Genomic DNA, 22,663 nt, shown 5'->3' with positions numbered 1-22,663 from the left:
GCCCACTCAGCCACTGCGTCTTGCTCGACAATCCAAAAACAATTGAGAGGCTAGGACTTTTGTCCCAGCCTCTTTTGTACTAGATCAACAGAAAAACGGATGCTGTCTGAAAATCTTGCATTTTTTTGCAATTTAGGTTACAATGAAAACTATAAAAAACGCGTAATCCCTAGGGTCTTTCCCTCAGGGAATTTTGTGTGTTTTGACCTATTTTCGATGGAAAGAAGCTTTGCTTCTACCGCAGGAAAAAGTATGAATAACATTGGAGGTAATAATGATTCGATCCTTAATTTCCGAGATCAAAGAATTCAAGAAGCCCTCGATTTTGGCTTCCTTGTTCATGGTCTTTGAAGTCATGTTTGAGATTTCGATTCCCTTTGTCATGGCGAGTCTTTTGGACCAAGGTGTTCAACAAAGAAACATGAACAATATTTTGTTTTACGGTGGGCTCATGCTGGTCTGTGCCTTTCTCTCCCTCTTTTGTGGGATGCAGTCTGCCCGTTATGGCGCCTATGCATCGGCTGGTTTTGCCAAAAACCTTCGTCGGGCCATTTTCAAAAAGGTTCAAACCTTCTCATTTGAGAGTATTGATCAGTTCTCATCAGGTGGGTTAGTCACTCGGATGATGACGGACGTGACCAATGTGCAAAATGCCTATCAAATGGTGATCCGGATCTGTGTACGGGCACCGCTCAATTTGATCTTTGCCATCGTGGCTTGTTTCATGATCAATGCGGAAATGGCCATGATCTTTGTCTATGTGACCATCTTTTTGGCAGCTGTCTTAAGCATTATCATGAAGATTGTGTATCCGCTCTTCACAGAAGTATTTGAAGCTTATGACAATCTCAACAACAGCATTCAAGAAAACATCACCAATATGCGAGTGGTGAAGTCCTACGTTAAGGAAGCAGATGAAACCGTTAAATTCAAAAAAGCTTCACGCCGGATTTATAACATGTTTATGAAGGCTATCCGTGTCGTTGTCTTGAGTAGCCCAGCTATGATGCTTTCCATGTATGCTTCTTTCCTTTTGATTTCTTGGATCGGGGCTCATCTGATCGTTGGTGGTCAACTCTCTACTGGGAATTTGACCTCCATGTTTAGCTACACCATGACCATTCTCATGTCGCTGATGATGTTTATGATGATTTTTGTCATGTTGTCAATTTCCATGGCCTCAGTCGAGCGGATCAATGAAGTCTTGACGACCAAAGCGACCATTGTCTCTCCGGAAAATGGAATTAAAGAAGTCGCAGATGGATCCATCAACTTTGAGGATGTGACTTTTGCCTATACCGATGAAAATGGGGATAAGACCCATGTCTTGCAAGGCATTAATCTTTCCATTCGTTCAGGGGAAGTGATTGGGATCTTGGGAGGAACAGGATCAGGGAAATCAAGCTTGGTTCAGTTGATTCCTCGTCTCTATGATGTCGAGTCTGGTCGGGTGACAGTAGCGGGCCACGATGTCAAAGAATACGATCTGGATTCCCTTCGTAAGCAAGTGGCCATGGTTCTTCAGACCAATGTCCTTTTCTCTGGTACGATTAAAGAAAATATGCGCTGGGGAAATAAGGATGCGACGGATGAAGAGATCATCGCAGCTTGTAAGATTGCGCAAGCCGATGAATTTATTCAAGATTTCAAAGAGGGCTATGACACTATGATTGAGCGTGGGGGATCCAATGTCTCAGGTGGCCAACGCCAGCGTCTCTGTATCGCGCGTGCCCTTCTCATGAATCCGAAGATCTTGATCTTGGATGATTCGACTTCGGCGGTCGATACCAAGACAGATAGTTTGATCCGTCAAGGATTGGCAACCAGCTTGAAAGAGACTACCAAAATCATCATTGGTCAACGGATTTCCTCTATTCAAGATGCAGATCGCATCATCGTGATGAATGATGGCCAAATCGATGCCATCGGTCGTCACGAGGAATTGCTTGCGACCAATGCCATCTACCAAGAAGTATATGAAATGCAAACACAAGGGAAAGGAGAAGCAGATGAAAACTAAGAAAAAAGCAAATCTAGGCTCTATCCTTCGCCTGCTCGACTTCCTTTGGAAAAACTACAAGGTATCCTTGATTGTTTCCTTTATCTTAATCATTCTATCGTCTCTTGCGACGGTTAATGTGACAGCTTCGATTCAGTCCTTGGTCGATGTCTATGTGGAGCCTATGCTGACAAGCAATAGCCATGATTTTGGACCGCTCTTGTCCTTCTTGACACGGGTTGGTTTGATCTGTTTGATCGGGGTCCTTGCCAACTATGGCTTTACCTTGATTATGGCAACTGTTTCACAAGACTCACTTAGAAGTCTTCGAAATCAGTTGTTTGCTCGCATGCAAAAACTGCCCGTTCGTTACTTTGATACCCACCAACACGGGGACATCATGTCTATCTATACCAATGATATTGATGCCCTTCGCCAAGCGATTGAACAATCCATTCCGCAACTCTTATCCTCAGCCATTACCATCCTTGGGGTAACGATTACTATGCTGACGGTTAGTCCACTCTTGTTCTTGATTGTTCTTTTCATGGTCATCGTCATGGTCTTTATCATCAAGGATGTTTCTGGCAAGTCAGGTCGTTACTTCGGGGCCCAACAAAAGAACTTGGGGATTGAGAACGGCTTTATTGAAGAAATGATGTCTGGTCAAAAAGTGGTTAAGGCCTTTGTGCATGAAAGAGAAAGCATTGAGGATTTTGATCGGATCAATGATCAACTCTTTGAATCCTCTTACCAAGCCAACCGCTATGCCAATGTCCTCATGCCGATTCTTGGGAACTTGGGAAATGTTTCCTTTGTTCTGACAGCCTTGATCGGGGGCCTCTTTGCGCTAAACGGCGTCGGTGGTTTAACCATTGGTGGTCTCATGGCCTTTCTGCAATTGAACCGTTCCTTCACAGGTCCCATTGCCCAAGTTTCTCAACAATTGAACTTTGTCCTCATGGCCTTGGCTGGTGGAGATCGTGTCTTTGATCTCTTGGACGAAGAAGAAGAAGTCGACCAAGGAAAAGTGACGCTGGTCAATTATGAACTAGTCGATGGAGAAATGGTCGAAACCGATCAGAAAACCAACAAATGGGCTTGGAAACACCCTCGTCCAAATGGAGATTACCAGCTTGTGAAGATGGTCGGAAATGTGGTCTTTGATGATGTTGATTTCTCTTATGATGGGAAGAAACAAATCCTTCATGGCATCAACTTGTACGCGGATAAGGGGCAAAAAGTGGCCTTTGTCGGAGCGACTGGTGCAGGAAAAACAACCATCACCAACTTGATCAACCGCTTCTATGATATTCAGTCTGGAATGATCACCTATGATGGGATCGATATTAAATTGATCGAGAAAGATTCTCTTCGTCGTTCCCTCGGAATCGTTCTTCAAGATACCCACTTATTCACTGGTACGATTGCGGAAAACATCGCTTATGGCCGTGCTGATGCAACACGGGAAGAAATCCTTGAAGCAGCTCGGATTGCTAATGTGGATTCCTTTGTCAAGCACTTGGATCAGGGCTATGAGACAGTCTTGACAGATGATGGGGCTGGCCTATCTAATGGTCAACGACAATTGATCGCCATTGCCCGTGCAGCCCTAGCCAATGCGCCTGTTTTGATTCTGGACGAAGCGACGTCTTCTATTGACTCACGGACAGAGAAGATGGTGCAAGAAGGGATGGACCGCTTGATGGAAGGCCGGACAGTCTTTGTCATTGCCCACCGTCTATCGACAATTGTCAATTCCGATGTGATCATGGTGATGGACCACGGACGTATCATCGAACGAGGCAACCATGCTTCCTTGATGGCAGAACGTGGCACCTATTACCGCCTCTACACCGGTGGACTTGAAATTGATTAATAATAAAAAAAGCTTGAGCGTTGGCTCAGGCTTTTTGCTTATTTCTCAAGTAATTCTTGGATCAAGTCTTCCATGGCAGCTGGCTCTGTTTTGGAGGAGAAGCGTTGGGCGACTTGGCCTTGTCGGTCGATGACAAATTTTGCAAAGTTCCATTCGATGCGTTTGCCTAGTGGCCCGGCTACTTGGTTTTTGAGCCAGTCATAAAGAGGAAGGGCTTCTTTACCATTAACCTTGGCTTTAGCGAATCGTGGGAAGGTGGTCTGGTAGTTGAGGCTACAGAAGCTATTGATTTCATCTGCAGTTCCTGGTGCCTGCCCCATGAATTGGTTGCAGGGAATGTCTAGGATTTCCAGCCCCTTTTCCTGGTAGCGCAGGTAGAGATCTTGCAATCCTTGGTATTGCGGGGTCAAGCCACAGCCTGTTGCTGTATTGACCACGATGAGGACCTTACCTTGGTAGTGAGAAAGGGGAATCTCCTCTCCTTGTTGGTTTTCTAAAGAAAAATCATAAATGCTGGTCATAGGTGGTATCCTTTCTGTCTCTTCAACTTTTATTGTAGCACAAATCTCCTAAAATGGGGCCAAGAGGAGCATGACTTCTTGCTTTAGTCTCTCCTGTGAAAATGATATAATAAGAAGATAACAAGCTCTCAAGAAAATGCCAAAAGGAGAACGGATCGGATGAAATTACTCTATACGGATGTTCGGACCCCCTTGACCCAGGTCCTGACACAAGAAGCCGTAGGGTTAGTAGAACAGGGCAAGCGTGTGTTTTACATTGCGCCCAACTCTCTTTCCTTTGAAAAAGAAGCCAAGGTTTTGTCCTATTTAGAAGGTCAGGCTTCTTTTGCCATTACCGTCACGCGCTTTGCCCAAATGGCCCGTTATTTCATCCTGAACCAGGTCTTTGAGGAGCAACCCTTGGATGATATCGGTCTCGGCATGCTATTTTTTAAAGCTCTTTCCCAGATGAAGGAGCAGGATCTCAAAGTTTATGGGGCCCTGCGTAAGGATCCTCAGTTTATCCAGCAACTGGTCCAGCTCTATCATGAATTACAGACAGCCCAGATGGATTTTACCGATTTGGAGTTGCTCGAGGAAGCTGAAAAAAGAGAGGACCTCTTGGCGATTTTTGAAGCGGTCTCTGAGATGCTGGTCCAGCACCAGTATGAATCCCAGTCCAAGATGGCCTTTTTCCTCAATCAGGTCGAAGAAGGGCAGCTGGAAGAGCAATTACAGGATGTGGCGATCGTTGTCGATGGCTTCACGCGTTTTTCTGCAGAAGAAGAGGCTTTGATTAGTCTCCTTCATCGAAAAGGAGTGGAGATTGTCATCGGGGTCTATGCCAGTGAAAAAGCCTATCGAGCAAGCTTTAGAGAGGGCAATCTTTACCAGGCTAGTGTTGACTTTCTCCTTCAGCTGGCTAAGACTTTTGAGGTACAGCCTCAGTATTGTGGGCAAGCGATTGAAGACTCCTTTAGTCGCATTACCCGCATGCTAGAAGCGCGCTACGATTTTTCACAAGTTGAAAATGAGCTCAAGGAGCACGACCGAACAGCGGTTCAACTCTGGCAAACCAATACGCAAAAGGAAGAGTTGGAATTTGTCGCTAAATCGATCCGTCAGCGTCTTCATGATGGGGCACGCTATCGGGATATTCGGGTCTTGTTAGGCGATGTAGAAGCTTATCAACTGCAACTCAAGACCATTTTTGACCAGTATCAGATTCCCTTTTACTTGGGACGAAGTGAAGCTATGGTCCACCATCCCTTGATTCAGGTCATTGAATCATTAGGTCGGATCAAGCAGTTCAATTACCAGACAGAAGATGTCATCAACTTGTTAAAAACGGGTCTGTATAGTGATCTGACGCAAGCAGAAGTTGATGCTTTTGAGCAATACCTTGGCTTTGCGGAAGTAAAGGGTGCTACAAAATTTCACAAGCCTTTTACTAGCAATCGTCAGGGCAAGTTTAATTTGGAAAAGCTCAATACTCTCCGGGAACGCGTCGTCGAACCTCTAGCCCTCTTCTTTTCACAGCGCAAACAAAAGGTTACCCATCTCTTAACCGCCTTTACAGAGTTTCTGCAAGAGGCTCAACTTTCTCAGAATCTCCAAGCTTTGATCAAGGATCTAGCCTTGGAGGAGCAGGAGCGCTATGACCAGGTCTGGAAGGCCTTCCTTCATGTCTTAGAGGAGTTGAATGTGGTCTTTGAGGACCAAGAGCTGACCGTAGATGACTTTCTAGCTCTCCTCTTATCGGGGATGCAATTGTCTCAATACCGGACAATTCCTGCTACGGTCGATGTGGTGATGGTTCAGTCCTATGACTTGATTGAACCCTTGACAGCGCCGTATGTCTACGCGATCGGGCTGACCCAGGAGCGTTTTCCAAAGATTGCTCAGAACACCTCTCTACTCAGTGAAGAAGAGCGCCAGCAGCTGAATGAGGCCACCCAAGAAGGAGCAGAGCTCCAGGTGGTGACCAGCGAAAATCTCAAGAAGAATCGCTTTGTGGCGGTTTCTCTCCTCAATGCGGCCACCAACCAACTGGTCCTATCGGCCCCTAGCTTGGTCAATGAAATGGAAGATAGTGTCTCTCCTTATCTTGTAGAATTGGCCAAGGAGCCCATTGCCATCGAGTGGACGACCAAACAAGCCCAAGCCTCGAGTGATGATATTGGTACCTACCGAGCCCTTTTAGCGCGCGTGATCGAACTCCATCAAGAAGAAATTACGAGTGAGCTGTCTCCTGAAGAAGCCAGCTTTTGGGGTGTGGCGGTACGGGTCTTGCGCAAGAAATTAGCCGCTGAAGGCATCCAGATTCCTCAGATTTCAACGGAATTAAAGAGCCGTCAGCTTCAGTCGGATACGCTTCAAGCGCTCTATCCAGAGGGAAAAGCCTTGACCTTATCCGCTTCTGCCTTGAATGAATACTACAAGCACCAGTATGCCTTTTATCTGCGCTATGTCTTGGGCTTACAAGAAGATGAAACGATCCGGCCAGACGCTCGCAGTCATGGGAATTTCTTGCACCGGATCTTTGAACGAGTCTTAAAAGATGGCTCCGATCAAGCGTTTGATCGGCGTTTAAACGAGGCGATTCGAGAAACCAGCCAAGAAGCAGAGTTCCAGCAATTGTATGGAGAAAATGGAGAGACCGAGTTTATTCGCAACTTGCTTCTTGATACCGCGAAAACAACAGGGCGGGTCCTCGCCCAGCAAAATGGCATCGAGACCATCGGTGAGGAGACCCTCTTTGGCGGAAGCGCCCATACCTCTTATCCATTGTCCGATGGCCGTCTCCTGCAGCTACGAGGCAAGGTGGACCGGATTGATCAATTGAGGGATCGGGGAGCCCTCGGAGTCGTGGACTACAAGTCCAGTCTGACGCAGTTCCACTATGACAAGTTCTTTAATGGACTAAATTCTCAATTGCCGACCTATCTTTCTGCGATTCAGGATTTGAAGGAATACCAAGAGGAGCAGGGAATTTTCGGAGCCATGTATTTGGAAATGGGAGATCCCGTAGTGGATCTGAAAAAGACCAAGACAGTAGAGGATGCCATCAATCAAACCATGAAAAGTCAACAGTACAAGGGGCTCTTTATGGCAGATCAGGCGCCTTATCTGGGCGAGGCTTATGATAAGAACAAGGCCATGATGCTGAGTAAGGAAGAACTGGACCTGCTCCTCTTGTACAACGCTTATCTCTATAAAACAGCAGCAGAAGGGATCCTCAAGGGGCAATTTGCCATCAATCCCTATAGTGAAAATGGGCGCAATATCGCACCATTTGTGGAGCAGTTTAAATCCATTACAGGATTTGAAGCCGATCGTCACCTAGGTCAGGCACGGTTCTTGACCAAACTAGACCAAAAAGGAATACGCGGTGAAAAGGTGAAAGCCGCTTGGATCGAGAAGATGAAGGAGGTCTTGAACAAATGATCAAACAAGCATTTTTGACAAGAGAAGAAATCAAGGCCCTTCAGGCCCAAGAGGCAGCCTCTACCAAAGAGCAAAAGCGGACACCAGAACAGATCGATGCCATCTATAGTTCGGGTACCAATATCCTGGTGTCGGCCTCTGCTGGATCAGGAAAGACCTTTGTCATGGTGCAGCGGATACTGGATCAGATGCAGCGTGGCATTTCGATTAAGGAGCTCTTTATCTCGACCTTTACGGTCAAGGCAGCAGGAGAGCTCAAGGAGCGTTTGGAAAGTGAACTTGGGAAAGCCCTGCAAGCGAGTGATGATCCAGAGCTCAAGCAACACCTGGCCCGTCAAATCGCAGATGTCGCCACCAGCGATATCGGAACCATGGACTCTTTTACCCAAAAGGTCCTAACGCGCTATGGCTATTTGCTTGGGTTGGCACCTCAGTTTCGCATTTTACAAAATGCTAGTGAGCAACGCCTTTTACAAAATGAAGTCTTTCAAACCGTTTTTGACCGCTATTACCAGGGGGAAAATCAAGAGGCCTTTGTCCAGATGGTCAAGAATTTCACGGGGCAGCGCAAAAATTTAACCTTGTTTAAAGAACAGGTCTACCAGATCTATGACTTTCTTCAGTCGACCAGTGATCCGGAGAAATGGCTGGAGGAGCATTTCCTAAAAGGTTATGAAGAGACCGATTTTGAACAGGTGGAAGGCGATCTGATGGAGAGCATCCAGCAGGCCCTTTATGAGGCAGAAAGCTTTTTTGCCTTTCATTTGTCCAATGAAGGCCAAGCATTTGGTAAGGCCAAATATTTGGAAGCTGTAGAAGAGGTGCTCGATCAGATTGGAAGCCTGACGGGGCGCGTTAATAAAGAGCAAGTGACCTCTGTCCTAAAGGCAGTCGTGGCGATTAGCCGGGCTTCAAATGGGGGAGCCTTGACCAATAGAGCCCGGAAGGAAGAGCTAAAAGACCTAGTTACGGCTTATAACCAGGATAAAACCATACATATCAATCGCCTCAGAGACTTGGAAAATCAGCTCTATCAGCTGGAATTTCAACAAACCTTCCACCAAGAAGAAGGCCCCATGCTCTCCTTGCTGCGGGACTTTATCAGAGACTTTGCTCGCGCTTACTTGGAGCGAAAAATCCAAGAAAAAGCTTATGAATTTGGGGATATCAGTCATTTTGCGATTCAAATTTTAGAGCAATTCCCAGAGGTGAGACAAGCCTTTCAAGAGCGTTATCATGAGGTCATGGTCGATGAGTACCAGGATACCAACCACACCCAAGAGCGGATGTTGGACTTGCTGTCAAATGGCCACAATCGCTTCATGGTGGGAGATATCAAGCAATCCATTTATCGCTTCCGTCAGGCAGATCCACAGATTTTCAATGATAAATTTAAAGCCTACCAAGAAGAAGGGGCGAAAGTGCGGTTGATCCTCCTCAAGGAAAATTTCCGTAGTCATGTGGAGGTATTGGACGCGACCAATGATGTCTTTCGCCATTTGATGGACGAAGAGGTAGGAGAGATTGACTACAATCAAACCCACTATCTGGTCGCAGGAAGCGACAAGCAGCGGATGGCCTTGCCACAACATCGGGCCGAATTTTTGCTCTATGATGGCAGCCAAGACCAGGAAGAAAAGACCGAAGACGAGGAAGCTCCCCTTGGAGTCGAGACGATTTCCAAGGGAGAAATTCTCCTAGTCATCAAAGAAATTTTACGCCTCCATCGGGTGGAAAAAGTACCCTTTAAAGAGATCACCCTCTTAACGGCGACTCGAACGCGAAATGATGCGATTCTGGAGGCTTTTGACCAATACCATATTCCGATTGTGGCAGATAGCGGACAGGCGCATTATCTTGAGTCACTGGAAGTGATGGTCATGTTGGATACCTTGCGGACCATTAACAATCCCTTGCATGATTATCCCTTGGTTGCTCTCATGAAATCCCCCATGTTTGACTTTGATGAAGATGAGTTGGCACGGATTTCCTTACAGACGCTTCCAGAGCAAAAGCAAATGGCCTTCTACCACAAGGTCCAGTTAGCCCTTGAAAAGACTGCAGAGCATGCAAATCTGATTGATGCCAAGCTCTCAGCTAAAATCGAGAACTTCCTCAAGGTTTTATCTACTTGGAGAGCTGCTGCCAAGACCCATTCGCTCTATGATTTGCTGTGGAAAATCTATGAGGATCGCTATTACTATGACTATGTCGGCGCCCTTCCAAATGGGGCCCAGCGCCAGGCCAATCTCTATGCCTTGACGCTTCGGGCCAATGATTATGAGAAGGCCAGCTTTAAGGGCTTGTCGCGCTTCATTGCCATGATCGACAAGGTGATCGAAAATGAACACGATTTGGCCAGCGTCCCTCTTGCAGCACCAAAAGATGCCGTCCAGCTCATGACCGTCCATAAGAGTAAGGGGCTGGAATTCAAGTATGTCTTTATCCTCAATATGGACAAGGCTTTTAACCGTAAGGATCAATCGGGGCCAATCATTCTCAGTCGTCAAAAAGGGATTGGCTTTAAATATCTTGCGAACCTGCCGGTTGAGACAGAGAATCCTGCTGCTCCAGAAACCATTCGCCTGCAGATCGAAACGCCTTGCTACCAACGGAACGTGGAAGAAACAAAATTGGCCACGATTTCAGAGCAGATGCGTCTTCTTTATGTCGCCATGACACGGGCCGAGCTCAAGCTCTATCTGGTTGGAAAAGGCCGTGAGGACAAATTGCGTGATACCGATTGGGGGACCAGTCGCAATGGCAAGCTGGATCCGGAGAAACGAAAAGCATGGACCTCTTATCAGGACTGGCTCTTTGCTATTCAAGATGTGTTTGCTAAGAATACTCTGGCCTATGACACGCGTTTTGTGACAGACGAAGACCTGACACCAGACCAGCTGGAGCCACTAGAGAAGGAGAAGGATTCCCGCTTCGATCAGCTCAAGGATATCCGTCAGTCAGAGGATATTCGTCGGGCCTTGGATATCTTGGAAAATGTTGATCGCCTCAATCAGCTCTATGCTCCAGCCATTCATTTGCCAAGTGTCCGTACTCCTAGTCAGATCAAGAAATTCTACGAGCCGGTCATGGATGCCAATGGCGTCCAAATCATGGATGCAAAGCTAGTTGCGCCTGACTTTGAGCTGCCAACTTTTGGTCAAGAAAAAGCCGTGACAGGAGCCCAGGTCGGTAGTGCTGTCCATGAACTCATGCAGCGCGTGCCTCTTGGAGAAGAAATCACGCTGGATACGCTGCATCAAGCCTTGGAGCAAGTTCAAGCAGAGCCAACGGTCAAAGCCCGCATCAAGCTAGAGGCCATCCTTGCTTTTTATGAGACACCTTTGGGGTCCTTGCTTCAAAAAGAAGCCTCTCGAGTCCGTCGCGAAGCTCCCTTTGCCATGCTGAAGAAAGATCCAGCTAGTGGAGAGGACTTTGTCGTGCGGGGGATCCTGGATGGTTACTTGGTGCTAGAAGACCGGATCCTACTTTTTGATTACAAGACGGATCACTACAAGGTTCCTAGCCAATTGGTCGAACGCTACCGGGATCAGCTCGATCTCTATGCAGAAGCTCTTCGTCGTTCTTATGGCAAAGAGCAAGTAGAAAAATACCTCGTGCTTCTAGGTAGCCCCCATCTAGAAGTGGTGAAAGTGGAGTAAATCATGGCAATTGCACAGAAAAACATCGAACGGATCCAAAGAATGGAAGATTATTTGAATGACTATGCCAAAACTTTGGAAGAAACCAAAAAAGCAGTGGATCAGCTAAGAGAGCATCAAGAAAACTATATCCAACTGCGCGATTATTATAGTAGTCAGGCCTATTTTGATGATTTGGACTTGTCCAATCAAGCTGACTTTCCAGCAGATCTTCCTTGTGGTGTCCTGTCCGAAGATGCCGTCTATGATTTGTTAGACGAGCACTTTCAGATGGGAGTGGAGCTCTTGGAGATCGCAACAAAGATGATCAAAGAACGGTGAAATCATTATTTATATTTTATCTTTCCTTAGGTGACGGCGGACGCTAGCGAACTTCTACGAAGTTCCATAGCTAATTATTGAGCCTAGGGTCTCAATAATTCCGAGTACCTGAAACAGCTCCTGTTTCAGGTACTTTTGTCACTGCGGAAAGAAAAATATACAAATGATGACATAGTGAATTGTGGGATTACTTGACTAATTCATTGGATATTTCAACTGACTTATTAAAATGTAAAAGCAACTAACAGATACAAAAAAAGCTCCGGTTTCCCGGAGCTTTTTGAATGATTAGTGTGAGACACGGCGACGTGCTGCTTTTTTGCGGTTTTCTTCGATGAAAGCTGCTTTTTGTTCTTCTGGTTCGATTACTTTCTTCTTGAATGTGTAAACTGCACCTGCGACAGCAGCAACTGTACCAGCAACACCAGTAACAAAACCTTTACCAAATCCTTTAGCCATGAGAATTTCTCCTTTTCTGAACTTTAAATATTTATGTTATAATATATGGTAACGAAAAAACGTGAATTTTGCAAGGAAAAACGATGAAAACCAAGATAATTGTGATTGTGGGACCGACTGCTGTTGGAAAAACAGCTCTTGCGATCGATTTAGCGCAAGCCCTCAATGGTGAAATTATCAGTGGCGATAGTCAACAAGTCTATCGTAAGCTAGATATAGGAACAGCTAAGGCGACACCAGAAGAGCAAGCTGCAGCTCCCCATCATTTGATCGATGTGCGGGAGGTGACCGAGTCTTACTCAGCTTTTGATTTTGTAAGAGAAGCTAAGACTGCGATTGAAGAGATCACAGCTCGAGGCAAGCTTCCTATCATTGCAGGTGGGACGGGCCTTTACATCCAAAGTTTGCTCGAAGGTTATCATCTAGGTGGTGAAGTTCCTCATGAAGAGATTCTGGCCTATCGCGCTCAATTGGATTTGTTGTCGGATGAAGACTTGTACCAAAGGGTAGCGGAGCAAGGACTTGTGATTCCTCAGATCAATCGCCGTCGGGCCATGCGGGCTCTTGAAATTGGGCATTTTGGGCAGGACCTCGCAAACGAAGAGACCGATTATGAACCCTATCTCATCTGTCTAGATGATGATCGATCCTTGATCTATGAGCGCATCAATCGCCGAGTAGATCGCATGCTAGAGGAAGGCTTGCTGGATGAAGCTCGGTGGCTCTATGATGACCATCTGGAGGTTCAGGCAGCTAAAGGGATTGGTTACAAGGAACTCTTTCCTTACTTTAAGGGAGAGCAGAGCCTTGAAGAAGCCAGTGAGATCCTCAAGCGCAATACGCGGCGTTTTGCTAAACGGCAACTGACCTGGTTTCGAAATCGGATGGAAGTAAAATTTTACGTCATTTCTGACCCCCACTTCAAGGAGCAGGTTCTTGCAGATGTAAAGGAGTTTTTACAGCATGATTGAAACAGAAAAGAAACAAGAACGCATCCTTTTGGTTGGTGTGGAACTTCAAGGCATGGACAATTTTGACATGTCTATGGAGGAGTTGGCGAGCCTGGCTAAAACAGCTGGTGGGGATGTCCGGGGCTCCTATACACAAAAGCGGGAGAAATACGATACTAAGACCTTTGTCGGCTCAGGAAAACTCGAAGAAATCGCTCAAATGGTCGAAGCAGATGAGATCACGACGGTAGTGGTCAATAACCGCCTAACCCCCCGTCAAAATGTCAATTTAGAAGAAATCCTTGGGGTCAAGGTCATTGACCGGATGCAGCTGATTTTAGATATCTTTGCCATGAGGGCTAGGAGTCATGAAGGGAAGCTGCAGGTGCACTTGGCCCAGCTCAAATACCTTTTGCCACGTCTTGTTGGTCAAGGAATCATGCTCAGCCGTCAGGCTGGGGGAATTGGTTCTCGTGGACCAGGGGAAAGTCAGTTGGAGTTGAACCGCCGGAGCGTTCGTAATCAAATCACCGATATCGAGCGCCAGCTCAAGGCAGTTGAAAAGAACCGAGAAACCCTTCGTGAAAAACGTTTGGAATCACCTGTCTTTAAGATTGGTCTGATCGGCTATACCAATGCAGGAAAGTCGACTATTATGAATCAGTTGACCAGTAAGAGCCAGTATGAAGCCGATGAACTCTTTGCGACTTTGGATGCCACAACCAAGAGCATCCACCTAACAGGCAATCTGCAAGTGACCCTGACCGATACGGTTGGCTTTATTCAGGACTTGCCGACAGAGTTGGTTTCGAGCTTTAAGTCGACCCTGGAAGAAAGTAAGAATGTAGACCTCCTGGTCCATGTCATAGATGCTTCTGACCCCAATCATGAAGAGCATGAAAAGACCGTGCTTTCGATCATGAAGGACCTGGATATGCTGGAGATTCCTCGCTTGACCCTTTACAACAAAGCAGATAAAGTAGCAGACTTTACCCCAACCCAGACACCTTTTAGCTTGATTTCAGCGCGCTCTGAGACAGCCCGTGAAGATCTCCAGGCTTTGCTTCTAGAAAAACTGAGAGAGCTCTTTGTTCCCTTTACCATTCGCGTTCCCTTTTCAAAATCTTATCGGACTCATGATCTAGAAACAGTAGCGATCATTGACCAGCGAGAATTTGAAGAAGACGTCGAGGTCATTCAAGGCTATATCGCAGAGAAAAATAAGTGGAAGTTGGAAGAATTTTATGACGGATTACGTTGATTTAGCAATAAAATATGGAGGCTATACCAGCCTCGATCGGGTCTATCTGACCAATCTTTTAAGCACGATCCCTGAGGAATTGCGTCTCCGTGTGATTACGCCTCCCCCAAGTGTGATCAACGCCTATTTTGCTGAGCTCTATCAAAAGAAGAGCCCCAAGGAGGCCATGGATTATTTCTTGGACCTGAGCCGGGCATTTGACTTATTCACAGTTCAGCAAAGCTTTGATGAACGAAAGCCCTTTATCCGCCTCAACTTATCAGGGAAGTCTTATGGCTTGGCTTACGTAAATGAAGAGCTAGCCTGTGTCTTTGCTGAACATCCAGCAGAAGATATCACTCCTGCCATATTATTTGAAGTCGCAGAGATCTTTCCACATTGTTTGGTCTTTGAAAAAGATGGTAAGATCTGCTTGCAAGAGGCTGAACCAGAAGGGGTCACTAAAACAGAAGCCCTCTCAGCCCTGACTGACTTGATGACCTTGGAAGATGGACGCTTGAAACTGTCAGGATATAACCAAGAGGAGCTCCTTGAGCTAGCGCAAGCCTACCCAGGCAACCTTTCTTTCCGTTCAGAGAACCGGACGGCCATGATTTATATAGATAGAAAGTAGACAATGGACATTCAATTTTTAGGAACGGGAGCTGGGCAACCCTCAAAAGCCCGTAATGTATCGAGCCTAGCGCTCAAATTGCTGGACGAGATCAATGAAGTCTGGCTCTTTGATTGTGGCGAAGCGACACAGAATCAAATTTTAGAAACGACCATTCGTCCGCGAAAGGTTAGCAAGATCTTTATCACTCACCTACACGGAGACCATATTTTTGGTTTGCCAGGTTTCCTCTCTAGTCGGGCCTTTCAGGCCAATGAAGAGCAGACGGATCTGGATATCTATGGACCAGTAGGGATCAAATCCTTTGTGATGACTAGTCTTCGTGTATCAGGCTCTCGCCTGCCTTACCGCATCCATTTTCATGAATTCGATGAACATTCTCTAGGTAAGATTTTAGAAACCGATAAATTCACGGTTTATGCGGAAGCCTTGGACCACACCATTTTCTGCGTGGGTTACCGAATCATGCAAAAAGACCTCGAAGGGACGCTGGACGCAGACAAGCTCAAGGCGGCAGGGGTTCCTTTTGGTCCACTCTTTGGTCAGGTCAAAAATGGCCAAGATGTCACCCTGGAAGATGGGACTAAGATCATTGCAGCGGATTATATTTCAGCCCCTCGGCCTGGTAAGATTATCACGATCCTCGGAGATACCAGAAAGACTGATGCCAGCGTCCGCCTTGGAGTCAATGCGGATGTCTTGGTCCATGAGTCCACCTATGGCAAGGGTGATGAGAAGATTGCTAAGAAACACGGTCACTCGACCAATATGCAGGCAGCAGAAGTGGCGCGTGAAGCTGGAGCCAAGCGCCTTCTTTTGAACCATATTAGTGCTCGCTTCTTATCAAAAGACATCAGCCAATTGCGCAAGGATGCGTCCAGCATTTTTGAAAATGTCTATGTCGTCAAAGATTTGGAAGAAGTGGAGATCTAAGATGCGAACCATTCTCATAACAGGAGCAAGTGGAGGTTTGGCCCAAGAAATGGTCAAGCTCCTTCCTGAGGACCGGCTGATTCTCCTAGGTAGAAATCAAGAAAAACTGGAAAAGCTCTATGCCAGTCATCCTCAAGCTGAATGCATCGGGATCGATATCACTGATTCCTCAGCCGTCCAAGATTTGGTAGAAGATCTCTATCAGCGCTATGGACAGATCGATATCTTGGTCAACAACGCAGGCTATGGGATCTTTGAAGAGTTTGACCAGATTACCAATGAGCAAATTCATGCCATGTTTGAAGTCAATACCTTTGCCCTCATGCAGCTTTCACGCTTGATGGGTGCGCACATGAAGGCAGCAGGCAAGGGGCACATCGTCAACATCGTCAGCATGGCGGGTCTCGTTGCAACAGCCAAATCCAGCCTTTATTCGGCGACCAAGTTTGCGGCTATTGGCTTCTCCAATGCCCTGCGTTTGGAACTCATGCCCTTTGGTGTCCATGTGACGACGGTCAATCCAGGCCCCATCCGGACTACTTTCTTTGACCAGGCAGACCCAGACAGAAGCTATGTGAAAGCTGTGGATCGCTACATTTTGGAACCGGACTTTGTAGCCAAGAAGATTGTGAAGAACTTTGGAAAACCAAAACGTGAGCTCAATCTTCCTTGGCTTTTGAACCTGACCCACAAGCTCTATACCCTTTTCCCACGAATCTCGGACAAGCTAGCCAGCAAGATGTTCAATTTCAAATAGGAGGAGCAAGATGGCCGCGAATATTCAAGCTTATTTAGAAAACCTCCGGCAACCATGGGGACAAATCTATTATGATATCCTTTTTGAACAATTAAAAGACATCAAAGGTAAGCGAGTCCTTGATTTCGGCAGTGGCTTTGGCCTGGTAGCCAATCACCTAGCGAAAGAAAATCAAGTCCTAGCTGTGGAGCCTAATGAGGAAATGGTAGCCTTGCGGACCCAGGACCATCCCTACCAGCAATTCGTCGGAAGTCTGGACCAGATAGAGAGCTTTGAAGATGCCAGTTTTGATGTCATTCTCTGCCACAATGTCTTGGAGTATGTGGAGGATCGCAAGGATGTTCTCAAGGAATTCACCCGTCTCTTGAAACCAGGAGGCCTGCTCTCTATCGTTAAGCACAATGAGGTTGGCCGCGTCCTGCAGACAGTCGTCTTTGAAAATGATACTCAAAAGGCCCTTGATCTCCTAGCAGGTCAAGACCTGGAAACCCACTCCATGGGTTTGGCCCAGGCCTATGATCTCGGTGCAGCAGTAGAAGACTTAGCCCTTGAAGTTCAGGATTACCAAGGGATCCGAGTCTTTTATGCCTTGCAGGACAATCGCTTCAAGGGCCAAGAAGGCTGGCGAGAGTCTATGCTCAAGATGGAGCTGTCCGTTTGCCAAGAGTCCCCTTACCGGGATATCGCCTTCTTCCAGCACTATAGGTTAAAAAGGAGTTAAGATGTTAGATTATAAAAAAGAAATTCCAGCGATGACAGACCTACTCGCACTCTACAGCTCGGTCGGATGGACCAATTATACCAACAACCCAGCTATGCTAGAAGAAGCTGTCAAAGCCAGTCTCTGGCAGTTGGCCGTCTATGATGAGGACGAGCTCGTCGCCTACATTCGCTTGGTAGGAGATGGCCACTCTGTCCTTTTGGTACAGGACCTCTTGGTGCGACCAGATTACCAGCGTCAAGGTATCGGAAGGAAACTATTAACAGAGGCTTTAGCGACCTTCCCAAATGTCTATCAACGGCTCCTTGCCACTGAACGTAGCGAGAAAAATCTAGCCTTTTACCAGTCTCTCGGCTTTGTCGAACTTTCAGAGCAAGCCTGTACAGGGATGATTTATATGAAATAGAGAGTGGGACAGAAATCGGTAATTCGTTAGAATTCGATTTCGTCGTCCCACCTCCGCACAGTTGAGTAAGGCTGTAAAAGCTGATGAAATCAGCGTAGTAGAGCCCACTCAACCACTGCGTCTTGATCGACAATCCAAAAATAATTGAGAGGCTAGGACTTTTGTCCCAGCCTCTTATCTATTTGACTGACAAAAGGGGGGATTGATGGTAAAATGAGGAAGAGATTAGGAGGAGATGGGATGAAGAAGAAAATAAAATGGGGCCTTGTCTTATGTTCGGTACTTATACCAGTATGTTTGAGTGCCTGCAAACAAGGAACTGTAGAAAAACAAGGTTCTTCGAATAAAGAAGTACAGAAGAAAATCGATCGAAAAAACATTCATTTTGATAAGACAGGACCAGCTGCATCATTTGATTGGAATGCTAAGAGTGGTAGTAAATACATAACGTTTGAAAAACTTCCACAATATATGAAGCCAGATGATAGCGATGGTATTTCTATATATAGTCTGCAACAGAATGAAACTCCTCTCGATGAAGAGGGAAAAGTCCAAAAGGCTTTGCAAGTAGTTGAAGCGATTTATATTGACCAAGATGAAATGGACACAGTAGTCAAGGCTAGTGGAGTAATGAGTCAGGAAGAAATGTATAACCGGATCTGGAAGGACTATATTGTTCCTAAAATAGAAGAAAGTAATAGGACCTTTGATTCAAATACTTATTTTGAGTACCTAGGAGAAAAATATCCCCTCAAAATCTATGGTCCCATGTATTTAAAATTAATGACCAATGCTCTCCCTACTGAAAAGAGTTACGAATTAAAGGGATATGCAGTTAAGGGGAATAAGGTAATCCTTAAAATTCAAACACCAGCCTATAGTCCAAATCAATTACCAAGAGGAAAAGGGTACAGATTGAGTGTTGATCCCAATAATCCAAATGAGACCATGTATGCTTGGTTAGATGAACTACACGAGAACTATGCTGAAAAAGACAACCGAGGAGACCATCTTTCTTATATAATGCTTTCTACCATCTTACAACATTTAGTTAAGGAAAATTTTAATGCGAGTTTTTCAACAGGTAATATGATTGGTAGTACGGAAATGACGATCGAAATGGAGGTGACCAACCAAGGTCAAGTCCAAATTGATACTAAAAATTTGGCACTCTTGTTACAAATTCCTCAACAAATGCAGAAAGCTAATCAATCTGGAGATGGAAATGATAATAGTATCTTTTGGCCCATCAATACTGATAGTGCTACTGATGAAGGAAAGAAAAGTGAAAAACTAAAAGATTTTAACCCACAAAATCCAGTCAAAAAATATGCAATTGGAGAGCCAGTTGTATTTGCAAATGGCTTAGAAGTTACACTGAATAGTGTAACAGACGATCCAAATTTGGATGTTCAGGATGATCAAGACCGTATCGATACAAGGAAAAAACAACATCGATTGATCGTCGAATTCACCCTATCGAATACAACACCTCTCCGTATTGAAAGTAGCCCGAATTATTCAAATGTAGATCTCTATGATGGCCATGGCAAATCTGCTTATATGTTGAATAATACTTTAAATTACAAACAGCCAACAGTCCTTGAGGCAGGAGAGTCGGGTAAATATAAAATTAATTATTTAACAGATGGGGATGGACCATTTACGATCGTTTATGGTGATGCAAAATGGGTCGTTCAAAAATAGATAAAAATCCAAATCTTTAATCAGCTTATTTTAAAAGCTAGTGAGTTTAAGAAATTCTAAGAAACTTCAGCGGTCAATAAATTATTAAAGAAATTTATTCATATGTGGTTGGAAAAGTCGGAAGACTTTTAAAGAAAACTGACAAACAAATAAGGTAATAAAATGCGGACAGGAAGTAGAAAAGAGAGAATGAAGAAGGTTTTTAAATCAATTAAGTTTTGGATATTTGTATTACTTGTTACTCTAGCAGGTGGATGGTTTATCCAATATGAAATTCATAAGCGTGATATATCACAATTTGTAACTTGGAAACCTCGTCCAAACATAGTTGACTCCCAATTTATTGCAGGTGGGAAAGCAGTAGCCATTCAATGGGATAATAAAGAGGAAGTGGATGAGGCGCTGGAAGCATATTCGTATAATTCAAAAGTTAAAGTAGAATGGTTTATAAATGGTGGAAATAGTGAACGGTACATTGCACAAGAAAGTTACAAATTAAAATCTGACCCACGTCTCTATTTTCAATATTATATTCGTGGTAATCAAGTTCCTTACCTCACTACAAATAAAGCACAAAAGGGAGAGTACTGGCTCATTGATGTCTATGATACCAAGGACAAGCGCTTAGTGAAGAAGACATATGATGTTTTTAAGTTGGTACGAGACATGAATAAAAATTATATCCCTTTATCTGTTACAGTTTCTTCTATGTTGTTGGATACAGATGATGGAGAAACATACATTCCGATTGATATTCTTGTCGATAAGAAAGACAAATACATTGTAGGTCCTGGAGATATCCATGTTGAAACAGACTATAATTTGCAAACTGGCTTGATGAATGTTAAAAGTGGAAAGATCGCTTGGAAAACCTCATCAGGCAAAGATTATAAACAAGTTCAAAAAGAAAGTCTAGAAAGTTATAAAGAGTCGCATCCATTTGAATACAATTTTGAAGGAGGACGATTGCAGCTCCAACATTCACGTTTGTTATTTACAGATCGTAGTGATGAGGCTAAGGACATCCCATTGAAAACACTCTATCCGAAAGTATATTCGATTTTAAGCAAAGGGAATAATCCAACTACTGTAAAATGGGGTGAAGAATATACAAAAGGGGAGAATGCCTACCTATACTTTCTCGGACCAGAAGATCTCAACTTTGATATTTCATTTTTGGAACTGCTTTATAAAGTTCCAGAGCAGCGTTCAGGTGGCTGGTATGATGTCCTACGGTATCATAAGATACCAGCAGAATTTTCAAAAGATGGGCAAGAGCATCTTGCGAATAATAAAAAAGAATTTTTCCAATATTTTAAAAAGGAATTAAATCAAAGTCAGGATACTACAGAGTTCTCATTGCTGAGACGCTTATATGAAGTACAGAACTACGTGGTCTCTAGAGATTTTGGTCAGTCCTTCGGTGATCTGACCATACCAGCTGGGTATACTAAAGATGGGAAGGTTCATGTCGTTCAAAATGATGAAGAATTCTTCAAATATATGGATTTAGAGAAAATTCCTAATAAAAAGATGAAAGAAGATATTAAAAAAATGTTCTCATACGATATAAAAAATTAATCGATTAGGTTGAATTTCGCAAGGAGGTCAGGCTATGAAGCCCAATTTTTTCAAATTATTCGCAGGAATCCCACTTATTCTATGTTGCCTGTTTCTTTCCAGTTGCAAGATCATGAAACCGAGTGATTATAAAAAGGCTAAGGAAGTTGTTACAGAAGTTTTTAAAGAAAATGATCTTCATGGCAAAGTTACCATCACTAAGTTATCCTGGACTGCCCTAGAATACCCACAGTATCATGTGAGCTACGCATACTCTGAGAAGACCTACGATGATCAAACGGTACAATTGGAAGATGAGGACGTAACTTTTAAAGATGACTGGTCGGGGTCATATAGTAGTTTTCTTCCATCATACAAGGAAGCGTTTTTAAAACAGAAATCTATTAAAAATATCGAGGAAAAACTAGAGACTGAAATAAAGAAGCAATCTCTAGGTCTTCCTATTAGTTTCTTTGGTTTTTTATCTAACTCCAACCGTGATGAGAAGGAGCAAATTCTAGATAGTATCGCAAGTCAAAATCTCAAAGAAGGGAAAAAGGACTTTGCTGGTTACTATCAAATCCCTTTTCAGACCTTAATCGATCAAGAGTTAATCCGTATGACTATTTATATAGAGGATGGTGTATCCGTTAAGGAAAAAGACTTAAAAGCAGCAGCCAAAAAATTAGATGCTAGCAAACTACCGGATGGTGCCTATGATTTCTACTATTCCAAAGGCAGTTACGCAGATTCTATCAGTTACTCATTTAAAGTTAAAGATGGGAAAGTTGTTTTTTATGAAGATCAAAAAGAGAGAGTAGAAGGCCAAAACTAAAGAAAGATCCTACGTATCCGATTAGAACGTTGGTCAATCTAATTATTCAGTATTTTATAGGGAGCCAGGACTTAACGTCTGGCTTCTTTATATTTGATTGAGATTTTACAAGGAAATTAGCTCTGAAGTCTATTTATAGGAAGAACAGATAAAAAAAGAGAACCTTTCGGTTCTCTCTATTTGTTTCAACTTCTATGAATGAGAGTAGAAGTTCCTTCGTTAGGGGGTTGATAGAAGTAAAGACTGTTCCTAATGATACGATTAGTTATCAGTCAATTTCCGTTTGATTCCAACAGCACCTGCTAAGACAAGAATTCCAGAGAAGACAAGTCCAGATGCAACAACTTCCCCTGTATTTGGAAGAAGCGGTTTGCGACGTCCACCATTTGAACCTGGCGCATTTGGTGTCGTTGTGGTACCAGAATGACTAGGTTTATTTGGATTTTCTGTTGTAGTTGAAGAAGTCTTAGGTTCTACAGTTGTAGTCGTAGTTGTTGTATCTTCTTCACTACTATTATGGTTTTCTGGCTCTTCTGGTGTTGTAGTCGCTTCCGAAGTCTTAGGTTCATCGGTAGTCGTTACTGTGGTCTTAGGCTCATCAGTTGTAGTTGAAGTAGTCGAAGGTTCATCAGTAGTTGTTACCGTAGTTGTAG

Annotated in this window: 18 protein-coding genes; 15 read left to right on the top strand and 3 right to left on the bottom strand. The window is 44.4% G+C overall.

The annotated features are described in order from the left end of the window. Positions 1 to 274 precede the first annotated feature (274 nt). Both NML76_RS09385 and NML76_RS09380 read left to right on the top strand, forming a co-directional pair. Complete coding sequence (locus NML76_RS09385; protein ID WP_254733362.1) at positions 275 to 2,020, top strand: ABC transporter ATP-binding protein; 1,746 nt, start codon at positions 275 to 277, stop codon at positions 2,018 to 2,020. Then, the gene (locus tag NML76_RS09380; protein ID WP_061590967.1) at positions 2,010 to 3,878 is read left to right on the top strand and encodes an ABC transporter ATP-binding protein; all 1,869 of its coding nucleotides are present in this window, start codon (positions 2,010 to 2,012) and stop codon (positions 3,876 to 3,878) included. Before NML76_RS09385 ends, NML76_RS09380 begins: the two co-directional genes overlap by 11 nt. Before the next feature lie 38 nt (positions 3,879 to 3,916). Here the strand turns inward: NML76_RS09380 and NML76_RS09375 are convergent, their stop codons facing one another. Then, positions 3,917 to 4,399 (bottom strand): glutathione peroxidase, encoded by a 483-nt coding sequence (locus NML76_RS09375; protein ID WP_003007921.1) that lies wholly within the window; start codon positions 4,397 to 4,399, stop codon positions 3,917 to 3,919. Positions 4,400 to 4,558: 159 nt separating this feature from the next. On the opposite strand from NML76_RS09375, the gene rexB reads away from it, so the two are divergent. From rexB to NML76_RS09360, 3 genes are read left to right on the top strand one after another with little or no spacing between them, the layout of a single operon-like run. After that, complete coding sequence (gene rexB / locus NML76_RS09370; protein WP_254733361.1) at positions 4,559 to 7,825, top strand: ATP-dependent nuclease subunit B; 3,267 nt, start codon at positions 4,559 to 4,561, stop codon at positions 7,823 to 7,825. Continuing rightward, positions 7,822 to 11,487 carry a helicase-exonuclease AddAB subunit AddA gene (gene addA, locus NML76_RS09365; protein ID WP_118228005.1) on the top strand — a complete coding sequence of 1,222 codons (3,666 nt, stop codon included), beginning with the start codon at positions 7,822 to 7,824 and terminating at the stop codon, positions 11,485 to 11,487. The genes rexB and addA overlap by 4 nt, the downstream gene beginning before the upstream one ends. Before the next feature lie 3 nt (positions 11,488 to 11,490). Further along, entirely contained in the window at positions 11,491 to 11,808 is a 318-nt protein-coding gene (locus NML76_RS09360) for a DUF4298 domain-containing protein (protein ID WP_118228006.1), read from the top strand. 288 nt (positions 11,809 to 12,096) lie between these two features. Here the strand turns inward: NML76_RS09360 and NML76_RS09355 are convergent, their stop codons facing one another. After that, positions 12,097 to 12,267 carry a DUF3042 family protein gene (locus tag NML76_RS09355; RefSeq protein WP_003002781.1) on the bottom strand — a complete coding sequence of 57 codons (171 nt, stop codon included), beginning with the start codon at positions 12,265 to 12,267 and terminating at the stop codon, positions 12,097 to 12,099. An 83-nt stretch (positions 12,268 to 12,350) separates the two neighbouring features. On the opposite strand from NML76_RS09355, the gene miaA reads away from it, so the two are divergent. The 10 genes from miaA (at position 12,351) to NML76_RS09305 (ending at position 22,010) form a co-directional block, all read left to right on the top strand. Continuing rightward, positions 12,351 to 13,238, top strand: a complete 888-nt coding sequence (miaA, locus tag NML76_RS09350) for a tRNA (adenosine(37)-N6)-dimethylallyltransferase MiaA (RefSeq protein WP_254733359.1) — start codon at positions 12,351 to 12,353, stop codon at positions 13,236 to 13,238. Next, positions 13,231 to 14,478, top strand: coding sequence for a GTPase HflX (hflX, locus tag NML76_RS09345; RefSeq protein ID WP_031576943.1), 1,248 nt, complete (start codon positions 13,231 to 13,233; stop codon positions 14,476 to 14,478). The genes miaA and hflX overlap by 8 nt, the downstream gene beginning before the upstream one ends. Further along, a complete protein-coding gene (locus NML76_RS09340) occupies positions 14,462 to 15,091 on the top strand; it encodes a cystathionine beta-lyase (protein WP_118228008.1) in 630 nt (209 codons plus the stop codon). Before hflX ends, NML76_RS09340 begins: the two co-directional genes overlap by 17 nt. A 3-nt stretch (positions 15,092 to 15,094) precedes the next feature. After that, positions 15,095 to 16,024 carry a ribonuclease Z gene (gene rnz, locus NML76_RS09335; protein WP_003011107.1) on the top strand — a complete coding sequence of 310 codons (930 nt, stop codon included), beginning with the start codon at positions 15,095 to 15,097 and terminating at the stop codon, positions 16,022 to 16,024. 1 nt (position 16,025) lies between these two features. Next, complete coding sequence (locus NML76_RS09330; RefSeq protein WP_118228009.1) at positions 16,026 to 16,781, top strand: SDR family oxidoreductase; 756 nt, start codon at positions 16,026 to 16,028, stop codon at positions 16,779 to 16,781. Between the two features lie 10 nt (positions 16,782 to 16,791). Then, on the top strand, positions 16,792 to 17,502 hold the full coding sequence (locus NML76_RS09325; RefSeq protein WP_118228010.1) for a class I SAM-dependent methyltransferase: 711 nt from the start codon (positions 16,792 to 16,794) through the stop codon (positions 17,500 to 17,502). Between the two features lies 1 nt (position 17,503). Continuing rightward, on the top strand, positions 17,504 to 17,908 hold the full coding sequence (locus NML76_RS09320) for a GNAT family N-acetyltransferase (protein ID WP_118228011.1): 405 nt from the start codon (positions 17,504 to 17,506) through the stop codon (positions 17,906 to 17,908). A 240-nt stretch (positions 17,909 to 18,148) separates the two neighbouring features. Next, entirely contained in the window at positions 18,149 to 19,615 is a 1,467-nt protein-coding gene (locus NML76_RS09315) for a hypothetical protein (RefSeq protein WP_223324893.1), read from the top strand. 189 nt (positions 19,616 to 19,804) lie between these two features. Further along, positions 19,805 to 21,196 carry a hypothetical protein gene (locus NML76_RS09310; RefSeq protein ID WP_118228013.1) on the top strand — a complete coding sequence of 464 codons (1,392 nt, stop codon included), beginning with the start codon at positions 19,805 to 19,807 and terminating at the stop codon, positions 21,194 to 21,196. Between the two features lie 34 nt (positions 21,197 to 21,230). Next, positions 21,231 to 22,010 carry a hypothetical protein gene (locus tag NML76_RS09305; RefSeq protein WP_254733357.1) on the top strand — a complete coding sequence of 260 codons (780 nt, stop codon included), beginning with the start codon at positions 21,231 to 21,233 and terminating at the stop codon, positions 22,008 to 22,010. A gap of 261 nt (positions 22,011 to 22,271) precedes the next feature. Here the strand turns inward: NML76_RS09305 and NML76_RS09300 are convergent. Beyond that, a partial coding sequence (locus tag NML76_RS09300) for an LPXTG cell wall anchor domain-containing protein (protein ID WP_254733355.1) occupies positions 22,272 to 22,663 on the bottom strand: 392 nt, incomplete at its 5' end.

Origin of the sequence: Streptococcus sp. CF8_Ac1-9 (assembly GCF_024295565.1) — a bacterium.
GTDB classification, from domain to species: Bacteria; Bacillota; Bacilli; order Lactobacillales; family Streptococcaceae; genus Streptococcus; species Streptococcus parasanguinis_X.
This window is presented reverse-complemented; position numbering and strand designations above follow the sequence as displayed.

Bases quoted from the DNA above. Each gene is read 5' to 3' on its own strand.
- NML76_RS09320 (WP_118228011.1), top strand. From the start codon at position 17,504: ATGTTAGATTATAAAAAAGAAATTCCAGCGATGACAGACCTACTCGCA.
- NML76_RS09340 (WP_118228008.1), top strand. From the start codon at position 14,462: ATGACGGATTACGTTGATTTAGCAATAAAATATGGAGGCTATACCAGC.
- NML76_RS09360 (WP_118228006.1), top strand. From the start codon at position 11,491: ATGGCAATTGCACAGAAAAACATCGAACGGATCCAAAGAATGGAAGAT.
- NML76_RS09310 (WP_118228013.1), top strand. From the start codon at position 19,805: ATGAAGAAGGTTTTTAAATCAATTAAGTTTTGGATATTTGTATTACTT.
- NML76_RS09325 (WP_118228010.1), top strand. From the start codon at position 16,792: ATGGCCGCGAATATTCAAGCTTATTTAGAAAACCTCCGGCAACCATGG.
- NML76_RS09315 (WP_223324893.1), top strand. From the start codon at position 18,149: ATGAAGAAGAAAATAAAATGGGGCCTTGTCTTATGTTCGGTACTTATA.
- NML76_RS09380 (WP_061590967.1), top strand. From the start codon at position 2,010: ATGAAAACTAAGAAAAAAGCAAATCTAGGCTCTATCCTTCGCCTGCTC.
- NML76_RS09385 (WP_254733362.1), top strand. From the start codon at position 275: ATGATTCGATCCTTAATTTCCGAGATCAAAGAATTCAAGAAGCCCTCG.
- hflX (WP_031576943.1), top strand. From the start codon at position 13,231: ATGATTGAAACAGAAAAGAAACAAGAACGCATCCTTTTGGTTGGTGTG.
- miaA (WP_254733359.1), top strand. From the start codon at position 12,351: ATGAAAACCAAGATAATTGTGATTGTGGGACCGACTGCTGTTGGAAAA.
- NML76_RS09330 (WP_118228009.1), top strand. From the start codon at position 16,026: ATGCGAACCATTCTCATAACAGGAGCAAGTGGAGGTTTGGCCCAAGAA.
- NML76_RS09305 (WP_254733357.1), top strand. From the start codon at position 21,231: ATGAAGCCCAATTTTTTCAAATTATTCGCAGGAATCCCACTTATTCTA.
- addA (WP_118228005.1), top strand. From the start codon at position 7,822: ATGATCAAACAAGCATTTTTGACAAGAGAAGAAATCAAGGCCCTTCAG.
- NML76_RS09355 (WP_003002781.1), bottom strand. From the start codon at position 12,267: ATGGCTAAAGGATTTGGTAAAGGTTTTGTTACTGGTGTTGCTGGTACA.
- NML76_RS09375 (WP_003007921.1), bottom strand. From the start codon at position 4,399: ATGACCAGCATTTATGATTTTTCTTTAGAAAACCAACAAGGAGAGGAG.
- rnz (WP_003011107.1), top strand. From the start codon at position 15,095: ATGGACATTCAATTTTTAGGAACGGGAGCTGGGCAACCCTCAAAAGCC.
- rexB (WP_254733361.1), top strand. From the start codon at position 4,559: ATGAAATTACTCTATACGGATGTTCGGACCCCCTTGACCCAGGTCCTG.